Genomic DNA, 19484 nt, shown 5'->3' with positions numbered 1-19484 from the left:
CCAACTAAAAAACCCCACAGAAACTCTGTGGGGTTTTTTCATGTAAAAGGATTTTCGACTCACATTTGATAGAGATAAAGGGATAAGACATCAATTCCTTGCCTCCACTAAGTTAGCGACAAGGATATACCGCTTCGGTGCTGCGCCGATGTAGCCGAATGGATAGCACGTGGATACGGTTAATGTGGCTTTTGGCTTTGGCACAATCACGGTTCTGTCATCGGCGTCTACAATTCGCACTTTACGGACTTTGTAGGTAAACTCTCCAGCAACCGTTTTAACAATCAGCAAATCTCCTTTTCCTACCTCGCCCAGTTTGCGAAAGACGGTGTCACGATGTCCTGCAAGCACACAGTTGTCCGGCTCCCCCGGCAGGACGCTTCCAGCGTAATGCCCGACTCCTTTTTCTAATTCCTCTTCATTGGTGCCATGATAAATTGGAAGACTGGCGTTCAGCTTCGGAATGATGAGCTCGCCAATGTTTTCTCCTACTTTCGGTTGGCGCAGGTAAATCGCTGCAGCAGTCTTTGACGGTGTAGAGGACGCTTTCGTTGCTGTTTCCTTTGGCGCCGGTTTTTCGGCATTGATTCCTTTCTCATATTTGTAGCCGTTGAGCAAGACGAGAACGAAGCCAGCCGCCATCAAGCTAATGCCAAGAAAGCGAACGATTCGCTGCATTTTCATTTATTTCGCTCCTAATATTTTTCTTATCCGGAATAGGAACGCTCCTATAGCGATGAATCCAACTCCCATAAGCATATTCGATACATACGGAGAAGCCGTTTTTGGAAGTTTTGCTCCTTTTACCGTTCTTTTTACCGGTTTTTGTTTTACTTTTTCTTCAATTTTCTCAATCTTTTTCTCTATCTCCACAACTTTTCCCGTTTTCTCTAAATCTTCGCCTACGTCATCAAATAAATCAGAGTTAAACATGTCGGCTGTCAATATAAAGTCGGCAAGCAGTTCCCCTTGTTTGTTATAAATTTCGATAAAGAGGTCATAGCCGTTCGTTGATTCCATCGTTAGCAGCGTGGATAGGCTTAATGGCTTTTTCTCCCCGTTTTTCGTCAAATAAAATTTCACGTCTAATTGGAAAGCGTCAAGCATGTCATTCATCACATCCGCAAATTCCGCTATTTGTGCCGGAGACAATTCTTTTACACTTTCAAAGTCGTACGAACTAATAGCTTCCATCCGTTTGCTAAGTTCTTCCATTTTACTCGCGAATTGCGGATCTTCCATATTCAGTGATTCGAAATGATTATACAATTTTTCGAGTTCAGCGTCCGTTAGGCCAAGTTCATCTAAGTCAGGAAGCATATAATCGACAATGGCTTCTGCTAGTTCTTCCACTGTCGTATAGTTGTCTAACGAATCGTTATTTTCCGCAAGCAACTTTTCCAATTGTTGTCGAGTAAGTCCAAGCTCGTCTAAAAGTTCGTTCAATGTTTCTTCCGTAAGCGGAGTTAAGTTTTGATAATAATCCACCACATCAGCCAATTCGCCAATGGAACTGTAATCTTCTAACGATTCATGATGGCTGTTAAGAAGCGCGAGTAATTGTTCTTTCGTCATATCATGTTCTTGCAAGAAATCGGCAAGCGTTTCTTCGTTAATCGGTGTTAAATATAATCGTTCAAACTCGACGTATTCCTCTAAGTCGTTATAAAACTTAAACACTTCCGTAATTTCTTCGTTTGGTTCTAGTTCACCGTTATCGATAAGAAGTTGTTTTAATTCCTCTTTCGTTAAGCCATAATCTTCAAGCAATTGTTGTAAATTTTCTTCTGTCAATACATCGCCAAGCTCGCTGCGAAGCTCATCGACATCTTGAAAATCTTCTAATGTGTAGCCATCGTAGTCTAAATATTCTTTCAGCTCTTCCTGGGTCATACCGATCTCGTTTAGATAGCTTTGGAGCTCAGGATCATTGGATTCAATCGCAAAAGCAGAAGCAGGCAATGTTGCGATGGCAAGGGATGCCGCAACAGCAAAAGGAATCAATTTTTTCATAAAATAACCCCCATAGTAAAATAATATAAATATACGAGTTTAGTATAAATGAAAGCAAAATGATTTAATATTGCAAAATATATAACATTAATGTAATAAATTTCAAAATTATGATAAACTCTTATGAATACAGTAACTATTCAGCTCCAGCCAGATAAACTGGGAAAGAAGAGATTAAAACATCATCAGTGATGCAACGAATAGACTGAAGAAGATATAGCCAAGCCGAACGGGATTTATGGATGGTGAAGGTCAAGCAGCTTCGTAAAGAAGAAGGATGTCCATATGCGCAACGTGGCGCCTATATCAAAAAACAGAAGAAACGTATGTGGGGGACTAGATTATATTAGATGTATTGAATGTATAATGAACAACGCGAATGAACAAAAAAAGAAAAGCCCAGGCAATTAGCTTAGGCTTGCTCGTCAATAGTCGTCCTCTTCTAAATATTTACGTTTTGCTTTTATTATCAAATGCTCTTTGGAATAATACAGGTCGTACATCTTATCAAGCAATTTCCAACGTTCTTCATTGCTCATTTTTTGGATCGCTTCCAAAATTTCATCTGCAGTCATTTGCTTGTTTGCCATTGTTCATTTCAACTCCTCTCCTATTTCACTTTTATTATATAATGTTTTTTTATCCGCATCAGCAAACAAAAGACCGAGCTGTGAAAATCCGATCCTGACTGAAGGGGATATTTATTTATATTTTCTTTAAATCTTCATTCATTTGATTTGCTAAGTTTTTGATATCTTTAATCGTGTCATCTACTTCCTTACAATGAATGGTCACGATTGTCTCATCGTAATCGCTGTCAATATCCAAAGACACTTTCATTCTCCCCGCCTCCTTTACATTCATCTTTTTTATTAAATTGTATTCGTTATGCTAGCTGTTGTCTTCATGATAAAGGCAAAAGGTTATTTTTCCATCCCATCCGGCAAAAATCGTCCTTTCAAATGCATACGATACATGAAGCTCTCCCACCTCGGGCGCTATACCGAAACTTCGATGAAACTGGACGATCTGGCCCCAAATAATCACCTAGCAAGAAAATTGGATGTGGCGATTCATTTTTCCTTTATTTACGACATAGTGAAAGATCTCTACTCTGAAGTCGTATTCGGCAAATAAAAAAACAAGGAATTCCACATAAGTGGAATCCCTTGTCCCTAAATCCTTTTCCTAATTTCCAGTGTCGATGGTGGGAGTCGAACCCACACGATTTTTAATTTTACTATCTTGGCGAACTGCGTACTAATTAATTCGTACACCGAACTAATTGTAAGTGCATAACATGCCTATAAAGTTTATTTTTATACCTAATAAAAGAGGTGAAGAAAATTTATGGTTTCATATCTGGATTACACATCTCCATCAACTCAATACACTTTTGACGTAAATAAAAGTCCCTTGTTCAAAAAAGATAACAAAAACTATATTAACATATTAGGTATTCAACAGTTGAATACACTGGAAAATGTGTCTCTGCTTGATATTTTCCTAAGTGCTAATAATGTCGTAGAACCGCACTATCACCAAAATGCATCCGAGCTAGTCGATTGTATTTCTGGTGCTGCTACGGTATCGATGCTGAACCCATTTACAAAACAAATTCTCAGTTATTCTATTACACCCGGACAAGTGGTAAACGTTCCGCGAGGCTGGTGGCATTATGAAGTAGCTGAAGTTGATAACACTCATCTTTTGGCAATTTTTGATGCACCAACTCCAGAAGTGATTTTAGGTTCTGACATTTTAAAATTTACTCCTGCAAATATCATGTCGCATACCTATTGTCTCGATGAAAATCAATGGAAACAAGCAATTGCGCCAGTTAAACCCACAACATATATAGGTCCATACAAAAACTGCAACAGAGCAAAAGAAAATATCCCTCATCAATATTTAAATCAACATTATCAACAGCTGCAATGTATTCAGCAATCCCAACATCCCCCTTACGTCCCTCAGTATCAGCAATATTGGGGCTAACAGATAAACAAGTACAACTATTGGCATGGAAAATCCATGTCTTTTTTTTGTCAACACCAGCATTTTTATTGTTTTAGCGTATAAAATTGCAAATTTTGGCTCTGTTATCGTTGTTGATTTTCGACCAAATGAAAAGCCACCTTGTGATGATAAGGTAGCTTTTTTGTACTTATTTTATTCAACTAACGCACCCGCTAACCAACCATGTAGCGAGCTTCACCACAGATTGTAATCAACGGTGATAAAATGGTTCTTATGTTCTTTTGGTGAAAAGTCGAGATAACTGAGAATGAGGAGCTAAAAAATTCTAATTTGCACACTAATTTTCTCAATTAGCCCCTTCCTATCACCAAGATTGCGTAAGAACCAATTTTAAATCGTTATTGACATATCGTACGAATAAAAAAATCAGGAGAGGTGTTTTACCATGAAAAAACCCCTCACATTAGCATTTTTAAGTGCATTCTTCTTATCGGCACATGCCCCAACAACTTTAGCTGCTACAAAATATGTAGTTAAAAAAGGCGATACTATGTCTGAGATCGCAGATAAATTTGATGTTCCTCTTTCTACTTTAGCACAAAATAATCCCCAAATTGAAGACATTGATTTAATTTACCCAGGCCAAATTGTTAATATTGATAGAAAAAGAGTAAATTATAGATCTTCAGTTCAAAAACCAGTAGTTCGTAAGTCTGTTGCCCAACCTCCAGTAGTTCATAAACCAACAGTAACACATAAAACAGCTAATATGTCAGCATATGAAAAAGATCTATTAGCAAGACTAGTTCGTGCAGAAGCACAAGGTGAACCATTGGTCGGAAAAGTTGAAGTTGCACTTGTTGTTTTGAATAGAGTTAATAGCAAACAATTCCCGGACACAATTAAAGATGTAATTTATCAACCTGGTCAATTCTCTGTTGTATCAAATGGAGAAATTAATAAACCTGCTGATGCAGAAAGTAGACAAGCTGTAGAAAGAGCTTTAAGTATTAGTCGTTCAAGAAATAGTGGAAGCCTATATTTCTATAATCCTAAAGTAACTCGTAGTAGCTGGTTAGAATCTAAAGAAACAACAAAAGTAATTGGCAATTATGTGTTTAAGAAATAATACAGGAGAGAGCTTAATGCTCTCTCTTTTTTATTTTCGGGAGGTATTATTTCGAATAACTTATATCTGCTTTTCCAGCCGGATACCAGCCTGTACCAGCCCCACTATAATAAGAGTAACGATATTTTTGTTTAACAATGATATAGTTGGCCTGATTCTTTTTCATTTTTTCTAAAATTGCTTTTGTTTCTTTCATTTGTTCTTTAGAACCTAGCCCTATTAGTTTTGATAAGGTATATGTTCCTATTCCAATCAACCCACCTTGAAGAGAACTTTTTGCTTTATAACCTAGATAGCCTGAAATAAATTCATTTACAGCTTCAACAGTTTTATTGGTGATTTTTGCTTGTTGATACTGCCTTTTTAGTTTAGATTTGTGAATTTTGACTGTTACGGTCTTTACTTGACCGACATAAGGAGTACGAGAATTCCACTTAGCAGCACTAGCTTGTTCAGTATTAAAAAAGGACAGCAAAACAAAAAATAATGCGAACGATATTATGACATTCGCAGCCTTTTTCAAAACCTCTCCTCCTGTTTTTTAATATTCCTTCTTACGATTCCATACATCATAAGATGTGTTATGGCTAGATAGATAATAAATCGCAGGAATACAGTTCTTTCTTCAACGTCTCCAAAGATTTCAAAAATATAATCTACTGCTAAGAAACCAAGGGCTGTCAGAAAGGCTGGTATAACAATTTTTAAAATAATGGTGTTCATTTTCATGTTATTACCTCCCTTATAAATAATTGTAAATTGTTCAAAAAATTTTTCCTGAGGCTTATTTACCAATTTTAGGTATTATATTAATATTACAATAAAAGTCACGTTAAATTGGAATACTTTCTCCTCCTAATAATTTACATATTGAAAAACTCGGATATAATCATAATGTCAAGGAGTTGTTTTGTAAAAATTGGAAGTAGAGATGGTCTAAAAATGGTATTTTCGAACCAGGAAATTTTACTGTCACCTTAGATGGAGTTACAGTTTATGATCTAATAATTTAGTGATATGCTTTACTCAAAAGAAAGGAGGAAGACGCATTCCTCCCCCACTTGCTCATTTCATTTCTTGAAGTGGGGGTCTCCTGCGTTAAAACAATGAATTCCAATAAGAAACAGTAATTCCTAGTCCAGATTCATCCCGAACACTTTCTGCCTCCAGAAAATCTGGTTGCTGGGAAGCTAACTCTACCATTTTTTCTGCCATTTGACCGTAACCGTTATCACCTTCAGTACGTTCTGAAGTGAAAATAACTGCATAATAAGGTGGTTGTGGTGTTTTTGAATTTCCATTCATAAATATCCTCCGGAAATGTTTAATATTTATCAGATAATAAAATCAACAATTCTTGCAAAAAGAGTCTTTTTGTTTAATATTCTGTTCCATCATTTTTGCAATTTCTGCTGAATTATATTTGTTGCTTGCTTTCAAACCATTAATAAGGTTTTGTTGCCTTTCTATTGAGTGATTCTGGCTTAACTTCCATTTCCCTTCAATCTTATTTATTGAGATTTCAAATACAACTATCCCGTTCATTAAGCCATCTATGAATTCATCATCAAATTTAGCATTCCAGGGGTTAGGCATAGATGATTCATAAAAATTAACCGTCTTTTCCATCCGTTCAACCATTTCTTCTTTTTTCTCTATGATTCTAACTGTTCCATATACGTGGACTGCTACGTAATTCCAAGTAGGTACAGTGTTAGGTTCGTTATACCAGGAAGCCGATATATAAGCGTGGGGACCTGGAAAGACTACAAGAACTTCTTTACCATTTAATTTGTTCCAGTGAGGATTCCGTTTTGCCATATGACCAATCAACACACCGTTATCCCCCGTTTTTTCATCAATTAAAAAAGGCAAATGTGTTGCTAACGGTCCACTTTCTTCCTGAGAAAATAAAATTCCGAAACTATTGTCTCTAATAAAATTTACTAATTTTGTTTTATCATTAACTTCAAAAGCTTTTGGTATGTACATTTCTGATTCCCCCAAGCATTTTTTTGTATAATTATATATATTAATGGATAAAAATACAAGAAAGATTAAATTGTAACCCCTTCAACTATCCTGCTCGTTCGCTAATCATGAAGCGATTTTGTTTCTATTAAAATTTCACATAAATACCTATGTTTCTGTTATTTTTTGATCGTATATCCTAAAACTTATCAAACTATTCACGTAAAGTCGACAATTCCTTTTCTTTTGATGAATATACCACAAAAAGAAATAGTCCAGTTAACACAAAACCCATTCCCCCAATCAAACCAAGTGTTCTATTATTGACTACTTCTAAAATGATGCCAGCCCCGAACATAGATATTCCAATGAATGTATTTGAAATGGTGGTCAATAAACCAAATACTAAGCCTTGTTTGTCACTAGGCGTCTCCTTCATAACAATGGAATCGAAGCATGTATTGCAAATGCCTGATACAAAAGAGATGGAAATATATATAATAAAAGCAATGAATGCTAAATGAACTCGACTTAAGATAATGTGAAACAAACCTTCTAATATTAGAGCCGTCAAACCAATTAACAACAGATGCTGGTGAATGCGTTGAGCTACTATAAAACTTAGCATTAAACCAATCCCGAGGGCTCCATAAAAAAGACCGACACCTATATCGCCTAGATCAAATTCCTGAACGGCATAGATGCTAATGAGTACGTTATCAATCCCATTAAAAAGAGGTACGATGAACTCAAATAGAAATGCAATATAAAGGGCACTAGATGCAATCATTAATTTTTTAATGGTTTTTATCGAATGGAAGATGTTAGATTCATGATTTTTCTTATCATTTTTCTGTATATGGCGATTTTTATTTGTGAATGGAATAGAAAAGATGATCATAGCAGCTATTAAAAATGAAAGGCCATTAAACCAAAATGTCATATCTGGTCCAAAGAAAAAGGTGACAATACCGCCAGAAAATGAACCTCCTATTAAAACTATTCCAAGCATGACCTGTTCTAAGCTATTAATCTTTATAATGTTTTCTTTCTTAACGAGTAAAGGAATGAATGACTTTCTTGCAGGTGCATAGATTGCTTCCCCTGCAGCTAAAACAAATGTGCTCAGATAAACAATCCAAATATCAGACTTGTCATTTACCAATACAAAGGAGATAGCAAAAGCAATTCTTGATAAGTCAGTGATAATAAGTATTTTCTTTCTTGAAAATCGATCAGCTAAGAACCCTCCAAAAGGGCCGAATAATAAAAATGGAACAACCCGAATGGCTAAAGCGATGCCAACGGCAAGTCCCGAACCGGTTAACTCCAACAGCAGGGACAAAAGGGCAACTTGACTAAAACGGTCCCCAATCCCATTAACGATTCCCGCCAAAAACAGCCTTAAGTAATTTTTTTCTTGGTAAAATATATTTATTGCATTAGCCACAAAATCACCCCATTGCTTTTTTATAAACATCTAATTAGATATATATCTAATTAGATTTGCAAAAAAAAAATAAAAATCAAAAGTTCGGGGGAGATTCATTTTATTAATTTTCCGATACATAAAACGGCTCATGATCAACTCTCTTCTTTATGAATTCTTGTGGTTTATAGAATTAACAAACCTGCTTAACTGTAATACAGGCTATAATCTAATTAGATAATAATCTAATTAGATTATAGTCTAATTACACTATGTAAGCAACCTTTTAATAAAATAAAAATTTATCATTAGAAGCATGATCGGATTTTCAATTCGATGAAGCTGATATTCGTTGAAAATATAATCCCGATACCTTTTTGCAGGGCTTCTGTTATGTATCTCATCTTTATCCAACTATAACGAAAAACGAATATAAACAAATACGGCAAGAGTCCGGTGGAATGCCGAACACTTGCCGCATAAGGTTCACTCTTTTATACATGTCTATTTGACAGGTATTATTATTTAGTCAACCTGTATCCTTTAAACGAGTCAATCAAAGGAGCGGATGAAGGAATGATTATGGAGTTAATCTTAAATCCGCCCAATGTGGGTGTGCCTCAAGTCTACGCTCCATATCGCGGAACGCTTTGAGTGAACGGCTTAGCTTACTGTAAGCGTCGCCTCCTTCACCCCAACCTTGGTAACCAATCATCCTATTATAGCCTATCTTTTTAAGCTGTCCAAGCAACGCAAAATTATCTAACTCCCCGACGTCCAAAGGCTCAATTGTTGCTACTCCCCCAAAACCGTGCGGATCTCGGCGGCTACCAGAAATGTTCACCTGTTTCAAGTAAGGAGATACCGCTTTAAGCGTAGCTGATAGATTTGTTCCATCGACTGCGTACCAATGGTAGCCGCAAAATACAATGCCGAGATTAGGATGATTGAGACGCTTGCAAAGTCTTACTGCATCTTCATGGCGCTCAACCCAGAATGATAAGTGTGTGTAAAGTAAGATATTAATGTTTCTTCGTTCCGCAATCTTCAGTGCTTTTTCCAGCCACTTCACTGCGATGTCGTCCCCTTTAGGGTCTGAAGGGCGTATATGATGTCCGACAGATTGAATCGCCAGTTCGACCGTAGAGCATCCTTCCATGATCTCCAGCATTTTTAAAATACCTGTATTTCTTGGGTGGTCCTCACCTAATGAAAGGTCTAACACAACGTACACGCCAGCGACATCCAGCCCATATTTCTCCTTAACGTTTTTGAGCTTCTCTACATCTCTCCACCGTTCACCGTGCCAGACGGATAAATGGGTCGCATCATACCCGATCTCTTTTAGCATTTCACACCTAGCTTCAAAGCTATAAATGCCCATGGAGTTATAAAAAGCAAAATCCATTGCATAAAATTTGTAAGCCATGTTTCTAAATTCTCCCTTCGGATGAATGCTTCATTACAGTGATTTCAATGCTTCAGCAATCTCTGTATCCCCCGACATTAAATCGAATGCTTTTTTATACGTATTTGGTTCATCAAGAGATTGAACGATTGTTCTTGCTACATCTTCGCGTGGAATGCTCCCGACATTTAAGTTTTCTGCTACAGCAACCAACCCTGTGCCTTTTTCATTAAGAAGATATCCAGGACGAATAATCGTATAATTTAAACCACTATTCATTAACATACGGTCAGCATAATGTTTGGCGACATAATAAGGTTTGAGGTTTTCCGGCCAGTTCTCACGGTTGTGGGCCTGGAATGAGCTCACCATGACAAAGCGTTTAATTCCGACTTTTTCTGCAGCTTCCATCGCTTTTACGGCACCGTCTAAATCGACAAGCAATGTCTTATCCGCTCCTGTGTGTCCACCTGAACCGGCGGAAAATACAATCGCGTCACAGCCTTTGGCTGCTTCGGCAATTTCATCGACAGTGCCTTCAAGATCAGCGAGCACCGCTTCAATTCCTTTTTTCTGAAAAGCCTCCAATTGCTCTTGTTTTCGAACCATTGCACGAACGGTGTGCCGTTCATGCTCATGAAGCATGCTCACCACTTGTTGGCCTACTTTTCCGTTGGCGCCAATGACCAAAACTTTCATACGCATCCTCCCTTTCTTATATTTACGTCTTTAAAGGTTATCAACCAAATGGATTGTCCTCATCATGATAAAGCCGGAAAGTGTGGAAGCACAAATTCACCTAATTCTTCGATTACTTCTTCTACTGGACGTTGGCCATATTTTAAGTTGATGATGACATGGTTCACACCTGCATCTCGCAAAGCTTCAAGAAATTCGATAAGGAAAACGCGACCCGTACGGAATCCAAGATGAATCGGTATTGGTACATGATATGGGTCTTCCGCCAAATCAACATAAAGCGATTGGGTAAATGGCTTAAATTCCTCTGTTAACGAACGCCAATTCTCGATTAATGCTCTTTGAAATTTGAGTGCACGTGGATAGTAAATCCAGCCATCACTATGTTCAGCAATCCATTCAGGAGACTGTCCACTGTGACCTGTCACCATTACTGGTATGTCTGACAATTTCGGTTTTGGCAAAAGATCTCCATTTGTCATATGCACTCGTAAAGAGTCAATGACAGGAAAATGCTCTTTCCATGCTTTTTTCATGACACCAACCGCTTCTCGGAATAATTCGCTCCGATCTTCTGGATTCACAGAAAAAGCTGGAAACTCGATTGGACGGTCACCTGTTGCGACACCGAGAATAAGTCTTTCACCAGATAATCTGTCTACAGAAGCCGCCGCTTTTGCGACATGAAGAGGATGGCGCAACGTTAAAATAATACTTCCCGTTCCCAAGGCAATCTTTTCTGTGTTGGCAGCAACATACCCTAAATACGTAAACGGGTCATATATTTGCCCGACATCCCCGAAATTAGGATCGCGCAACGGTACATCTCTCACAAATAATGAAGCGAAATTGAGTTCTTCTGCTCGCTTGGCTAACTTCATTTGTTTTTCTATATTCATCTCAGGGACATCGCCCATATACGATTCAATCGGAAAGAACAATCCTAAAGTTAGCTTGTTTTCTTGATACATGCGTGAATACCCTTTGTGATTTTTAAATTTTTCCATTTCACATCTACCTTCCAATTATTTTTTAATTTCGTTGTATCTAGAAAAACGTTCCATCAAAACATAAAATATCTTAAAGATGATTCAGTATGATGTTTTGCATTCACTCTTTTGATAGCCATAAAAATCCCCTTGATTTTATTCCTTATCACAACACTTATTATTCCTGACAAAATAGCGTGTATATAGGGGGGCATTCCATAGTCAAATAATGTAGCTATCTATATTGTTTTAAGATGCCACAGTGGCAGTTGAAGCATCCATTTTTATCACTTCATCAATAATCGCACTGCCAAGACAAACATCATTGTCATAAAATACCGCTACTTGTCCTGGAGTAACGGCTTTAACTGGTTTTTCGAATTCCACAAATGCCGTTCCATTCGGACGAATATGAACGGTTACTTTCTGATCTTCTTGACGGTATCTGAATTTAGCTGTACATGCAAATGTATGTGGACGAACATCCCCATTAATAAAGCTAATGTTGGATGCAATAAGACCGGTAGAAAACAGAGCAGGATGATTTTTACCTTGAGCGACGAGTAAAACGTTGTTTTCTAAATCTTTATCAACGACATACCAAGGTTCACCTGTTCCTTTTCCACCGATTCCAAGTCCTTTTCGTTGGCCAATCGTATAGTACATCAACCCATCATGAGTACCTAGCACTTCTCCATCTAGAGAGCGAATTTCTCCGGGCTGTGCCGGCAAATAATTCTTTAAAAAGTTTTTGAAATTTCTTTCTCCAATAAAACAGATTCCTGTACTATCTTTTTTATTGGCGTTAACAAGGTTCAATTCTTGAGCGATTTTTCGTACTTCATCTTTCGTTAATTCTCCAATAGGAAACAGGACTTTTGACAAATGCTCTGCTGTTAATTGGCTAAGAAAATACGTTTGATCTTTATTGGGATCTTTTCCACGCAATAAGGCGATTTGGCCATTTTCTCTGTTGATTCTTGCGTAATGGCCTGTCGCAATATAATCAGCATCTAGTGAAAGAGCGTAGTCAACAAACGCTTTAAACTTAATTTCTGTATTGCATAAAACATCTGGATTTGGTGTTCGCCCCCGTTTCAACTCATCTATAAAGTACGTAAATACTCGATCCCAATATTCTTTTTCGAAGTTCACACTGTAATAAGGAATCCCGAGTTGATTGGCAACTCTCTTAACATCTTCGTAATCTTCCGTTGCTGTACATACACCATCGTCATTGGTGTCATCCCAATTTTTCATAAATACACCGATTACGTCATACCCCTCTTGTTTTAAAAGGTAGGCTGCCACAGAGGAATCAACCCCACCCGACATTCCAACGACAACCCGTTTTTTCTTCAACCTTATTCACCTTCTTAAACTGAAATATTTTTTGTTACAGTTATGTTTAAAAAAAATTTATGGAGCACAACTAACATAAAAGCATTAGTCGTACTTTTGTTTCAGGCATGAAAACCTAACTACTATTGATTTCATCAATGATATCCTTGATCGTTACACCTTTTAAATAATTTAAAAAGTGTTCTTCCGCATTGTGAAAAACGCGAATGAGTATATTTGATAGGTTTCTGCCTATTGGACAATTCTCATTGGAATCAGGGCATTTCGGTACAAGCGTTTCCTCACTAGTGATTTTAAATATTTTGTCTAACGTAATATGTTCTGGTGAATCGTTTAAAGAGAATCCGCCTTTTGCCCCTTCTTTAGAAGTAATAATATTTTCTTTCCTTAATATGCTCAAAATTTTCCTTAATCTTGCTGGGTGGACAGAAACACTTTGGGCAATGTCTTCACTGGTCACTCGTTGGCTTTGCTTTTGGGCCAGGTAAGTGACGCAGTGAACGGCAATCGAAAAATCGCTATTCATAATGAACCTTCCTCCTAACTGTAATAATAATGATTACAGTTGATATTGTCAATTGCAAATAATTTCTAAAGTCCTTCAGTTTCGAGTTTTGGTAAATCATTATATATATCTTCAATTTTCATCTTCACACTTCCCCCGAAAGCTTTTTACTTGTAATATTCTGTCTCCTTGTACAATTCTCCCCTTTTTCAACTAAACTGTCCCATTAGCCCATCGCTTCGCGGCACCACAGATTAAAGAAGAATTTCCGTTCTCCCATGGGAGATAGCATATATTTATTGCACCAATTTTGATACTTAATCGTAAATATGAAGATAGGGGCTATAATTCTTGTGTCCTTATTATTTTTTACAGAGTTCACAACTGGAAATATATTTTAAATTTATTACGCCAAAGTTTATATGTCAAAGAAATGGAATGTGCGATGTGCACTGAGCTTTTCTATGAGTGAACAAGTGAAAAGTCCGATCCGATCATTTCAGCGCAGAAAGAATCGGAATTAGTTATTCTAAATCCTATATTGAAAGGAATGATCCCATGTCAACCAAAAAACCTTTTGATTATATCGTGATTGGTGCTGGAACTGCCGGAGGGGTAATTGCCAAAGAATTAACGGATGACAAACGTACTTCTGTGCTCGTCCTTGAAGCAGGAACGAATCTGACGAACGAGCTAAGTAGTCCTTCTCGTGCAACATCAAGTGCTTTATCTACTGATAACAGATTTTCATTTAATATTCTTTCTAAAACGCAGCCAACTATTAGCAGTCAGCTTAGATTAGCAAGCGGCAGAGCAATTGGGGGAAGCTCAGAACATAATGCAATGTATGCAGTACGTGGAAGCAGTAACCTTTATGATGAGTGGGCAGATCTCGTCGGATCTCAATGGAGTTACAGCAATATCCGTTCTTTATTCAAAAAAAATGAAACCTATACAGGAAAGACACAAGATCCAAACGAACGGGGAACAAAAGGTCCTATTTTCGTTAGACAACAAATCATTCCTAAGAATGGACTTACAACTATTTTAGCTAAAGCAACATCAGATGTTTTGGATATCCCAATTGTCGAAGATTATAATACAGGCATAAGAGATTGTACATTTTTCAAATCTCAATTTCTGAACAAAGAGGTAGATGGAAAGTTTATCCGTTCATCTACTGCAACTGGATATTTAAATAAAAATATTGTCACACAAGGAGACGAGTTCGATCCAGATGAGTTTGGGGTTAATGGGAGAAAGTTGGTCATTTTAACAAAAACAACCGTCAATAAAATTCTATTTAAACAAAAAAGAGAATTTCACATTGCTGTTGGCGTTGAGTTTGTCAGAAATGGGAGATCACAAAGAGCTTTTGCTAGAAAAGGAATCATTGTTTCTGCGGGTAATTTTTCCTCGGTCATTCTACAACGTTCGGGGATTGGAAGACCAACTGATTTGGGTAGAGCAGGCATACGAACATTAGTAAAGAGCCCAAATGTTGGTTACAATTTCCAAACCCATTATGCTGTTGGAATGGGTGTAGAAGTAGAAACAACACGACTTTTAAAGGTAATGTCCGCTGATCCTGATCAGCCATTTACACTCGGTGCTTTTAAAGGGGAAGGCGGAGGAGGGCGCCGCCTTCAATTATTTGGACTTCCAACACCATCGTTTGTCCCTATTCAAGATGTCATTATTAATAATTGGGATTTTGATCCAAAAAAATCAAGTAATATAATGAGCATTGGAATTTTTGACCTTAACCCTAAAAGCAGAGGTACGATTACAGTCGCACATAGCGATCCTGAAGCTTATCCATCAGTTGACCTTAATCCGCTGGAAAATCCTGATGACTTAGATTTTATGGTGGATCAGTATATTCAGATTTTCAATATTATAAAGAGAGCTCGCAAACTAGATCCAGACGGCATTTATAAGGTTGTATACCCTCCTGAAAATATATTCCATTTAACTAATGAGGCAGAAAAACGAAACCTGCTTGCTAATTATGTCAAGGCCTCTTATCATAATCTTGCTCATTTTGGAGGGCAATGTAGAATGGGGAGGAATATTCAAGAAGGAGTTGTTGATGGATTTCTGAATGTTTTTGGTACCAAAAACCTTAAAGTTGCTGATCTTTCCATCTGCCCTACTTTGCCAGATGGTAACACTTCCATGCCTGCTCAGATGATTGGTTTAAATGCGGTGCGATTTATTAAAGAAGATCCTTCCCCATATGTGGTGGATGATGAAGAATTTGAAGAATTAAGTTGATAAATCAAGCAGCAGAGGGTGACTAACCCTTCTCCTCTCACATCATCGTACGTATCTTCGGTATACGTCTCGTCTGTTCCATTAAGTCTGACGTAAAGATCTGTACCGTTGATAAAGACTCTTCAGCCCTTGGTTCTCCTAATAGGAGTTACCAAGGGCTTTATGCAAGATGGAGCTAAAAGCTACTCTCCAATATTTCTTCCAAGTGTTCCTCCATTCATATGCCTTCTGCTTGGGCATCCCTAAACTTTGCAGGCTTGTCTTAATATGTAAACAAAATTTGCGTATATTTTTTGAAAATGTAGGCATAAAAAAAATTTCTCGTTTGATACGAGAAACCTTGATAAATCAATATATGGTGCCGATGGTGGGAGTCGAACCCACACGGGGGGCTACCCCACACGATTTTGAGTCGATTATGAAACCGTGCATCCCTCTCAATTAAAGCAAACCCATATGCGACAAGGGGTTCTTTCATTTTCTCATTTTCTGGTCCATTATTACCGAATACGACTCGAGCCTTCATGCTGTTTGCAGATATTATATAAATTATCTCATTTTTGGTCAATACTTTTTTCTTGCCTTTTTTCTGCATTATTAAAATTCATGATTTTTTCTACATTGGAGCAATTAATTCCGAGTTCATCGGTTTTGCTTTCGACATGCTGACGGTGTAGCCAAACAAGGAAGAAATGGATTCAAGATTGCCGCGACTCATCCCTTATATAAAACCAACATCAAAACATAAAATTAGAAAAATATTCGGATTTTGACCAATATAACTTTGCCACCTCACCATAATTTATCGGTTATAAACGAAGTATTTGTTGGTTTATTTTTATTACATGTTTACATAAAGTTTCATGGCACCACAGATGAGGAAGTTCATTCGTTCTTCCATGGGAGTTTAATAAGTAAAATCAACATTTACATTTAATAGAGCCAAAATAATAAAAGTGTTGGCATAAAGTATTGCCAACACTTTCCTTCAGCATATTGTCGAAGGCTTCGGTATTGATTAAGAGATTGTTTTGCTTAAAAATTGTTTTTTATTTGAAAACTTGTTCTGTTATCAATTTAAATAAAGTATGTTGTTAATTCAATAACATTAATCCCAGTATCGTTCCATTAATGATACCGACCAAGCAGGCTGCCTTACTTCGCCTTTGGGTAAGAACTCCTTCATAACCGGTTTAATATCAATAATAGGAGTACCATCTATTGCATCTAATCCTCTTACTTTCAATGTTCGCCCTTTATGTTCTAACAATTCAACGGTTGTTAAACCTAATTTATTCGGTCGATTTTTGCCTCTTTGAGCGAAAATTCCGACCTTTGGATATTCTTTATTATTTCTTGGATGCCTTGCTCCATATTGAATTTTGTCATCTGTAACTCGGTCAAAATAAAAAATAGTATCTAAATGCGAAAACTCACTGATACCTTGTAAAGCTGAATCATCGATTTCATCTGATAATTCAATTATTGAAATAACACTACCCCAATTATCATCTTCAACATCTTTGCGGTTATTTTTAACAAATGCGATTGGTGTAATGGTATATTGCATCATATCCCCTCCTCGTTTAACTATTAAACTGCCCGTAGCCACCCATGAATCGAGCTTCACCACAGATGATGAAAGGTAATTGGGTCTTCCATAGAAGAAAACTATGCTACATCTATGCTGGACCATCAGAAGGATGAAAATATTCATTTTCAGAATAGACCTTCATGCCACGTGGCGGCACCAGAAAATGAATGAAAACATATATGGTTGAATTATTCATTTTCAAGCCCAACTGAGTAAGTTAAGAAAAAACCTGCATCAGCTATAATTTTAGATGCTTGTTGTAGAAATAGTATACAACTATCAGGAATAGACTCTTTAAAGCAAATTTTAATTTCAAACTTTCTCCCCTTAGATGGTGTATATGTAGTATAAATCTCACCACTTTCGATGAAACTTAAATAAACATTTATCTTCTCTTGTAGAAGCAATAAGTGTTCTTCTTCGTTCCGCCAATCAAGACTATCAATTATTGTTAAAGTACAAATACCTGTCTCTTTATTAATACCTATAATATCTACTTCATTTGTATTTTGCACACCCATTATATTCACCCTAATACGTATTATTTCTGTAACCATCTAACGTTCTAATTGTTTTTTACTTTTTTAAACAATATTTTTGTAAACTAAACGACTTTTTGTGTTACTCAACACCTTTATTAAACTAAAGCTCTCGTTAGGTATAAAAAAATTAATCCGGCACCTCCAATAATAAGTAGGAGTGAGATAAAAATTAACCACGTTGATAAGATAGGTGAAAATGAGAATATGTCTAATATTTCAAGAAAGATAACTACTTTCTTTTGGTTTGATGGTAAATTTTTGTATTCATTCCAACTTCCCTTAAAATATGACACTCCAAAAGAAAAAATGCCTATACCTACTAATAACATCATCACACCAATTCCGAAAGTGTTCATAGTTACCTTCCTTTATTTAACATTAGTCTTAACTATCTTGTCATGTTAGCCAAGTAAACAAAAATGGAGCTGTTTAGCTCTGCATCGTGGCTACTCCCGATTCTGATAAATATTTTTACGAACAATCTGCATAAAAATGGATGGATTATCCAATTGCTCAAAGCCATATTGTGCATACAAAGAATGTGCGTCTTTTGTTGCCAACATAAATCTACGGACAGTTTGAAGTTGGGGATGTTCTTTAATTATACTCATTAACCATTTTGATAAACCTAACCCACGAAAAGGCTTTAGAACAAAAACATCAGCTAAATATGCAAACGTGGATAAGTCTGAAATAACTCTTCCAAAGCCAATTTAGTTGTGCTGGCCCAATGGTTGGGTCTCCTTTATAAATTCCAAAACATAAAGGAGTATTTTTAATTGATTCCGTAACAATTTCTCTGGGGATTCCATTTGCCCAATATGATTCCTTATTCAAGAAATTAAATATTACATCCATATCCAAGTAACTTTTTTCAGTCGAAATTGAAAATTCATCTCTTTTCCATAAAGTTGGAATATGGTTCACTTTTACCACCACTTTCCTTTTTAAAACAATTTTATCATATGAAGATATTTTCAGAAAAATCATTTTTTATGTAAAATTGATATTGACCGAGAACAGAGCCTATTAATTAAGAAGGCCTATTAAATTACCAAGGGGGATGAAATATGTACACAGAAGAGAAATTTTTGGACTTTTTAATTAAAGCAAAAAAAGCAACTTATGCATCACACACAAGGAGACAATGCGTCTGTAACGCCTTTGTTAGAATGTTCACGTCAATTGGAGTTCCAAGAATATCATTTTTTATATCGTGATGTATATTTTGGGATGAGTTATTTTGCAGGCCAAGAAGTTGTCTACTATCAGGGGAATCCGATTTGGTCTATGTGTTATTCAGGCGGTGTGGATAAAGAATTTGAGATTGAATTTGTAAAAGAAGTTTACTCTTTTTTAAGAAAAGCGATGAGAAATGTTAGTGCGGATAATCCGTTTCGTGGACCTAAAGAATTTGTTGAGGGAGATTATATTTATAGAGATAGCAATAAGGGAGAATTAGGTAAGTTCGTAGGAAAAGAGACGATATCCTTTGCCAACGAAGTTGTATATAGTCTTCACTACTCTGGTGGATTTATTAAATAAAAACAAGGTCAGTTTTTCCTGTTTCACTAAACGAAAAAATC

General features: G+C 36.7%; 22 protein-coding genes and 2 pseudogenes. 4 read left to right on the top strand and 20 right to left on the bottom strand.

The window, feature by feature from the left end:
* Positions 1-90: 90 nt before the first annotated feature.
* From QSJ37_RS12315 to QSJ37_RS12300, 4 genes are all read right to left on the bottom strand, one after another.
* Complete coding sequence (locus tag QSJ37_RS12315; protein WP_285755411.1) at positions 91-684, bottom strand: class D sortase; 594 nt, start codon at positions 682-684, stop codon at positions 91-93.
* On the bottom strand, positions 685-2013 hold the full coding sequence (locus tag QSJ37_RS12310; RefSeq protein WP_285755409.1) for a processed acidic surface protein: 1329 nt from the start codon (positions 2011-2013) through the stop codon (positions 685-687).
* Between the two features lie 425 nt (positions 2014-2438).
* On the bottom strand, positions 2439-2603 hold the full coding sequence (locus QSJ37_RS12305; RefSeq protein ID WP_015864897.1) for a hypothetical protein: 165 nt from the start codon (positions 2601-2603) through the stop codon (positions 2439-2441).
* 115 nt (positions 2604-2718) lie between these two features.
* Positions 2719-2853 carry a hypothetical protein gene (locus tag QSJ37_RS12300; RefSeq protein WP_285755407.1) on the bottom strand — a complete coding sequence of 45 codons (135 nt, stop codon included), beginning with the start codon at positions 2851-2853 and terminating at the stop codon, positions 2719-2721.
* Positions 2854-3363: 510 nt separating this feature from the next.
* On the opposite strand from QSJ37_RS12300, the gene QSJ37_RS12295 reads away from it, so the two are divergent.
* Positions 3364-4011 (top strand): cupin domain-containing protein, encoded by a 648-nt coding sequence (locus QSJ37_RS12295; protein WP_285755406.1) that lies wholly within the window; start codon positions 3364-3366, stop codon positions 4009-4011.
* 427 nt (positions 4012-4438) lie between these two features.
* On the top strand, positions 4439-5122 hold the full coding sequence (locus QSJ37_RS12290; RefSeq protein ID WP_285755405.1) for a cell wall hydrolase: 684 nt from the start codon (positions 4439-4441) through the stop codon (positions 5120-5122).
* A 46-nt stretch (positions 5123-5168) separates the two neighbouring features.
* Here the strand turns inward: QSJ37_RS12290 and QSJ37_RS12285 are convergent, their stop codons facing one another.
* From QSJ37_RS12285 to QSJ37_RS12240, 10 genes and pseudogenes are all read right to left on the bottom strand, one after another.
* Entirely contained in the window at positions 5169-5645 is a 477-nt protein-coding gene (locus QSJ37_RS12285; RefSeq protein ID WP_285755403.1) for a hypothetical protein, read from the bottom strand.
* Complete coding sequence (locus QSJ37_RS12280; RefSeq protein WP_285755401.1) at positions 5642-5851, bottom strand: hypothetical protein; 210 nt, start codon at positions 5849-5851, stop codon at positions 5642-5644. The genes QSJ37_RS12285 and QSJ37_RS12280 overlap by 4 nt, the downstream gene beginning before the upstream one ends.
* Before the next feature lie 375 nt (positions 5852-6226).
* Positions 6227-6427, bottom strand: a pseudogene (locus QSJ37_RS12275) (antibiotic biosynthesis monooxygenase family protein); the annotation flags it as partial.
* A gap of 42 nt (positions 6428-6469) precedes the next feature.
* Entirely contained in the window at positions 6470-7114 is a 645-nt protein-coding gene (locus QSJ37_RS12270) for an FMN-binding negative transcriptional regulator (RefSeq protein ID WP_285755399.1), read from the bottom strand.
* Between the two features lie 193 nt (positions 7115-7307).
* A complete protein-coding gene (locus QSJ37_RS12265) occupies positions 7308-8543 on the bottom strand; it encodes an MFS transporter (protein ID WP_285755398.1) in 1236 nt (411 codons plus the stop codon).
* Positions 8544-9102: 559 nt separating this feature from the next.
* Positions 9103-9951 carry a sugar phosphate isomerase/epimerase family protein gene (locus tag QSJ37_RS12260; RefSeq protein WP_285755397.1) on the bottom strand — a complete coding sequence of 283 codons (849 nt, stop codon included), beginning with the start codon at positions 9949-9951 and terminating at the stop codon, positions 9103-9105.
* Between the two features lie 33 nt (positions 9952-9984).
* Entirely contained in the window at positions 9985-10629 is a 645-nt protein-coding gene (locus QSJ37_RS12255) for an SDR family oxidoreductase (protein ID WP_069304105.1), read from the bottom strand.
* A 62-nt stretch (positions 10630-10691) separates the two neighbouring features.
* On the bottom strand, positions 10692-11636 hold the full coding sequence (locus QSJ37_RS12250; RefSeq protein WP_069304104.1) for an LLM class oxidoreductase: 945 nt from the start codon (positions 11634-11636) through the stop codon (positions 10692-10694).
* Positions 11637-11867: 231 nt separating this feature from the next.
* Positions 11868-12980: a tRNA 2-thiouridine(34) synthase MnmA gene (mnmA, locus tag QSJ37_RS12245; RefSeq protein ID WP_285755396.1), complete on the bottom strand. Its 1113-nt coding sequence runs from the start codon at positions 12978-12980 to the stop codon at positions 11868-11870.
* A gap of 115 nt (positions 12981-13095) precedes the next feature.
* Positions 13096-13506: an RrF2 family transcriptional regulator gene (locus QSJ37_RS12240; RefSeq protein ID WP_033024993.1), complete on the bottom strand. Its 411-nt coding sequence runs from the start codon at positions 13504-13506 to the stop codon at positions 13096-13098.
* 537 nt (positions 13507-14043) lie between these two features.
* On the opposite strand from QSJ37_RS12240, the gene QSJ37_RS12235 reads away from it, so the two are divergent.
* Positions 14044-15762 (top strand): GMC family oxidoreductase, encoded by a 1719-nt coding sequence (locus tag QSJ37_RS12235; RefSeq protein WP_285755395.1) that lies wholly within the window; start codon positions 14044-14046, stop codon positions 15760-15762.
* 616 nt (positions 15763-16378) lie between these two features.
* Here the strand turns inward: QSJ37_RS12235 and QSJ37_RS12230 are convergent.
* The 6 genes and pseudogenes from QSJ37_RS12230 to QSJ37_RS12205 all read right to left on the bottom strand — a co-directional run.
* Positions 16379-16477: pseudogene (locus QSJ37_RS12230) on the bottom strand (sporulation initiation factor Spo0A C-terminal domain-containing protein); the annotation flags it as partial.
* A 393-nt stretch (positions 16478-16870) separates the two neighbouring features.
* The gene (gene tsaA, locus QSJ37_RS12225; RefSeq protein ID WP_285756118.1) at positions 16871-17332 is read right to left on the bottom strand and encodes a tRNA (N6-threonylcarbamoyladenosine(37)-N6)-methyltransferase TrmO; all 462 of its coding nucleotides are present in this window, start codon (positions 17330-17332) and stop codon (positions 16871-16873) included.
* Positions 17333-17544: 212 nt separating this feature from the next.
* On the bottom strand, positions 17545-17877 hold the full coding sequence (locus QSJ37_RS12220) for a DUF6572 domain-containing protein (RefSeq protein ID WP_223812580.1): 333 nt from the start codon (positions 17875-17877) through the stop codon (positions 17545-17547).
* Positions 17878-17993: 116 nt separating this feature from the next.
* Positions 17994-18254 (bottom strand): hypothetical protein, encoded by a 261-nt coding sequence (locus QSJ37_RS12215; RefSeq protein WP_285755393.1) that lies wholly within the window; start codon positions 18252-18254, stop codon positions 17994-17996.
* 90 nt (positions 18255-18344) lie between these two features.
* Complete coding sequence (locus tag QSJ37_RS12210) at positions 18345-18593, bottom strand: GNAT family N-acetyltransferase (RefSeq protein WP_285756117.1); 249 nt, start codon at positions 18591-18593, stop codon at positions 18345-18347.
* On the bottom strand, positions 18559-18825 hold the full coding sequence (locus tag QSJ37_RS12205; RefSeq protein WP_285755392.1) for a hypothetical protein: 267 nt from the start codon (positions 18823-18825) through the stop codon (positions 18559-18561). Before QSJ37_RS12205 ends, QSJ37_RS12210 begins: the two co-directional genes overlap by 35 nt.
* 258 nt (positions 18826-19083) lie before the next feature.
* On the opposite strand from QSJ37_RS12205, the gene QSJ37_RS12200 reads away from it, so the two are divergent.
* A complete protein-coding gene (locus QSJ37_RS12200) occupies positions 19084-19443 on the top strand; it encodes a DUF5680 domain-containing protein (protein WP_285755391.1) in 360 nt (119 codons plus the stop codon).
* Positions 19444-19484: the final 41 nt, after the last annotated feature.

This window comes from Parageobacillus sp. G301 (assembly GCF_030268025.1).
Classification (GTDB): domain Bacteria; phylum Bacillota; class Bacilli; order Bacillales; family Anoxybacillaceae; genus Parageobacillus_B; species Parageobacillus_B toebii.
This window is presented reverse-complemented; position numbering and strand designations above follow the sequence as displayed.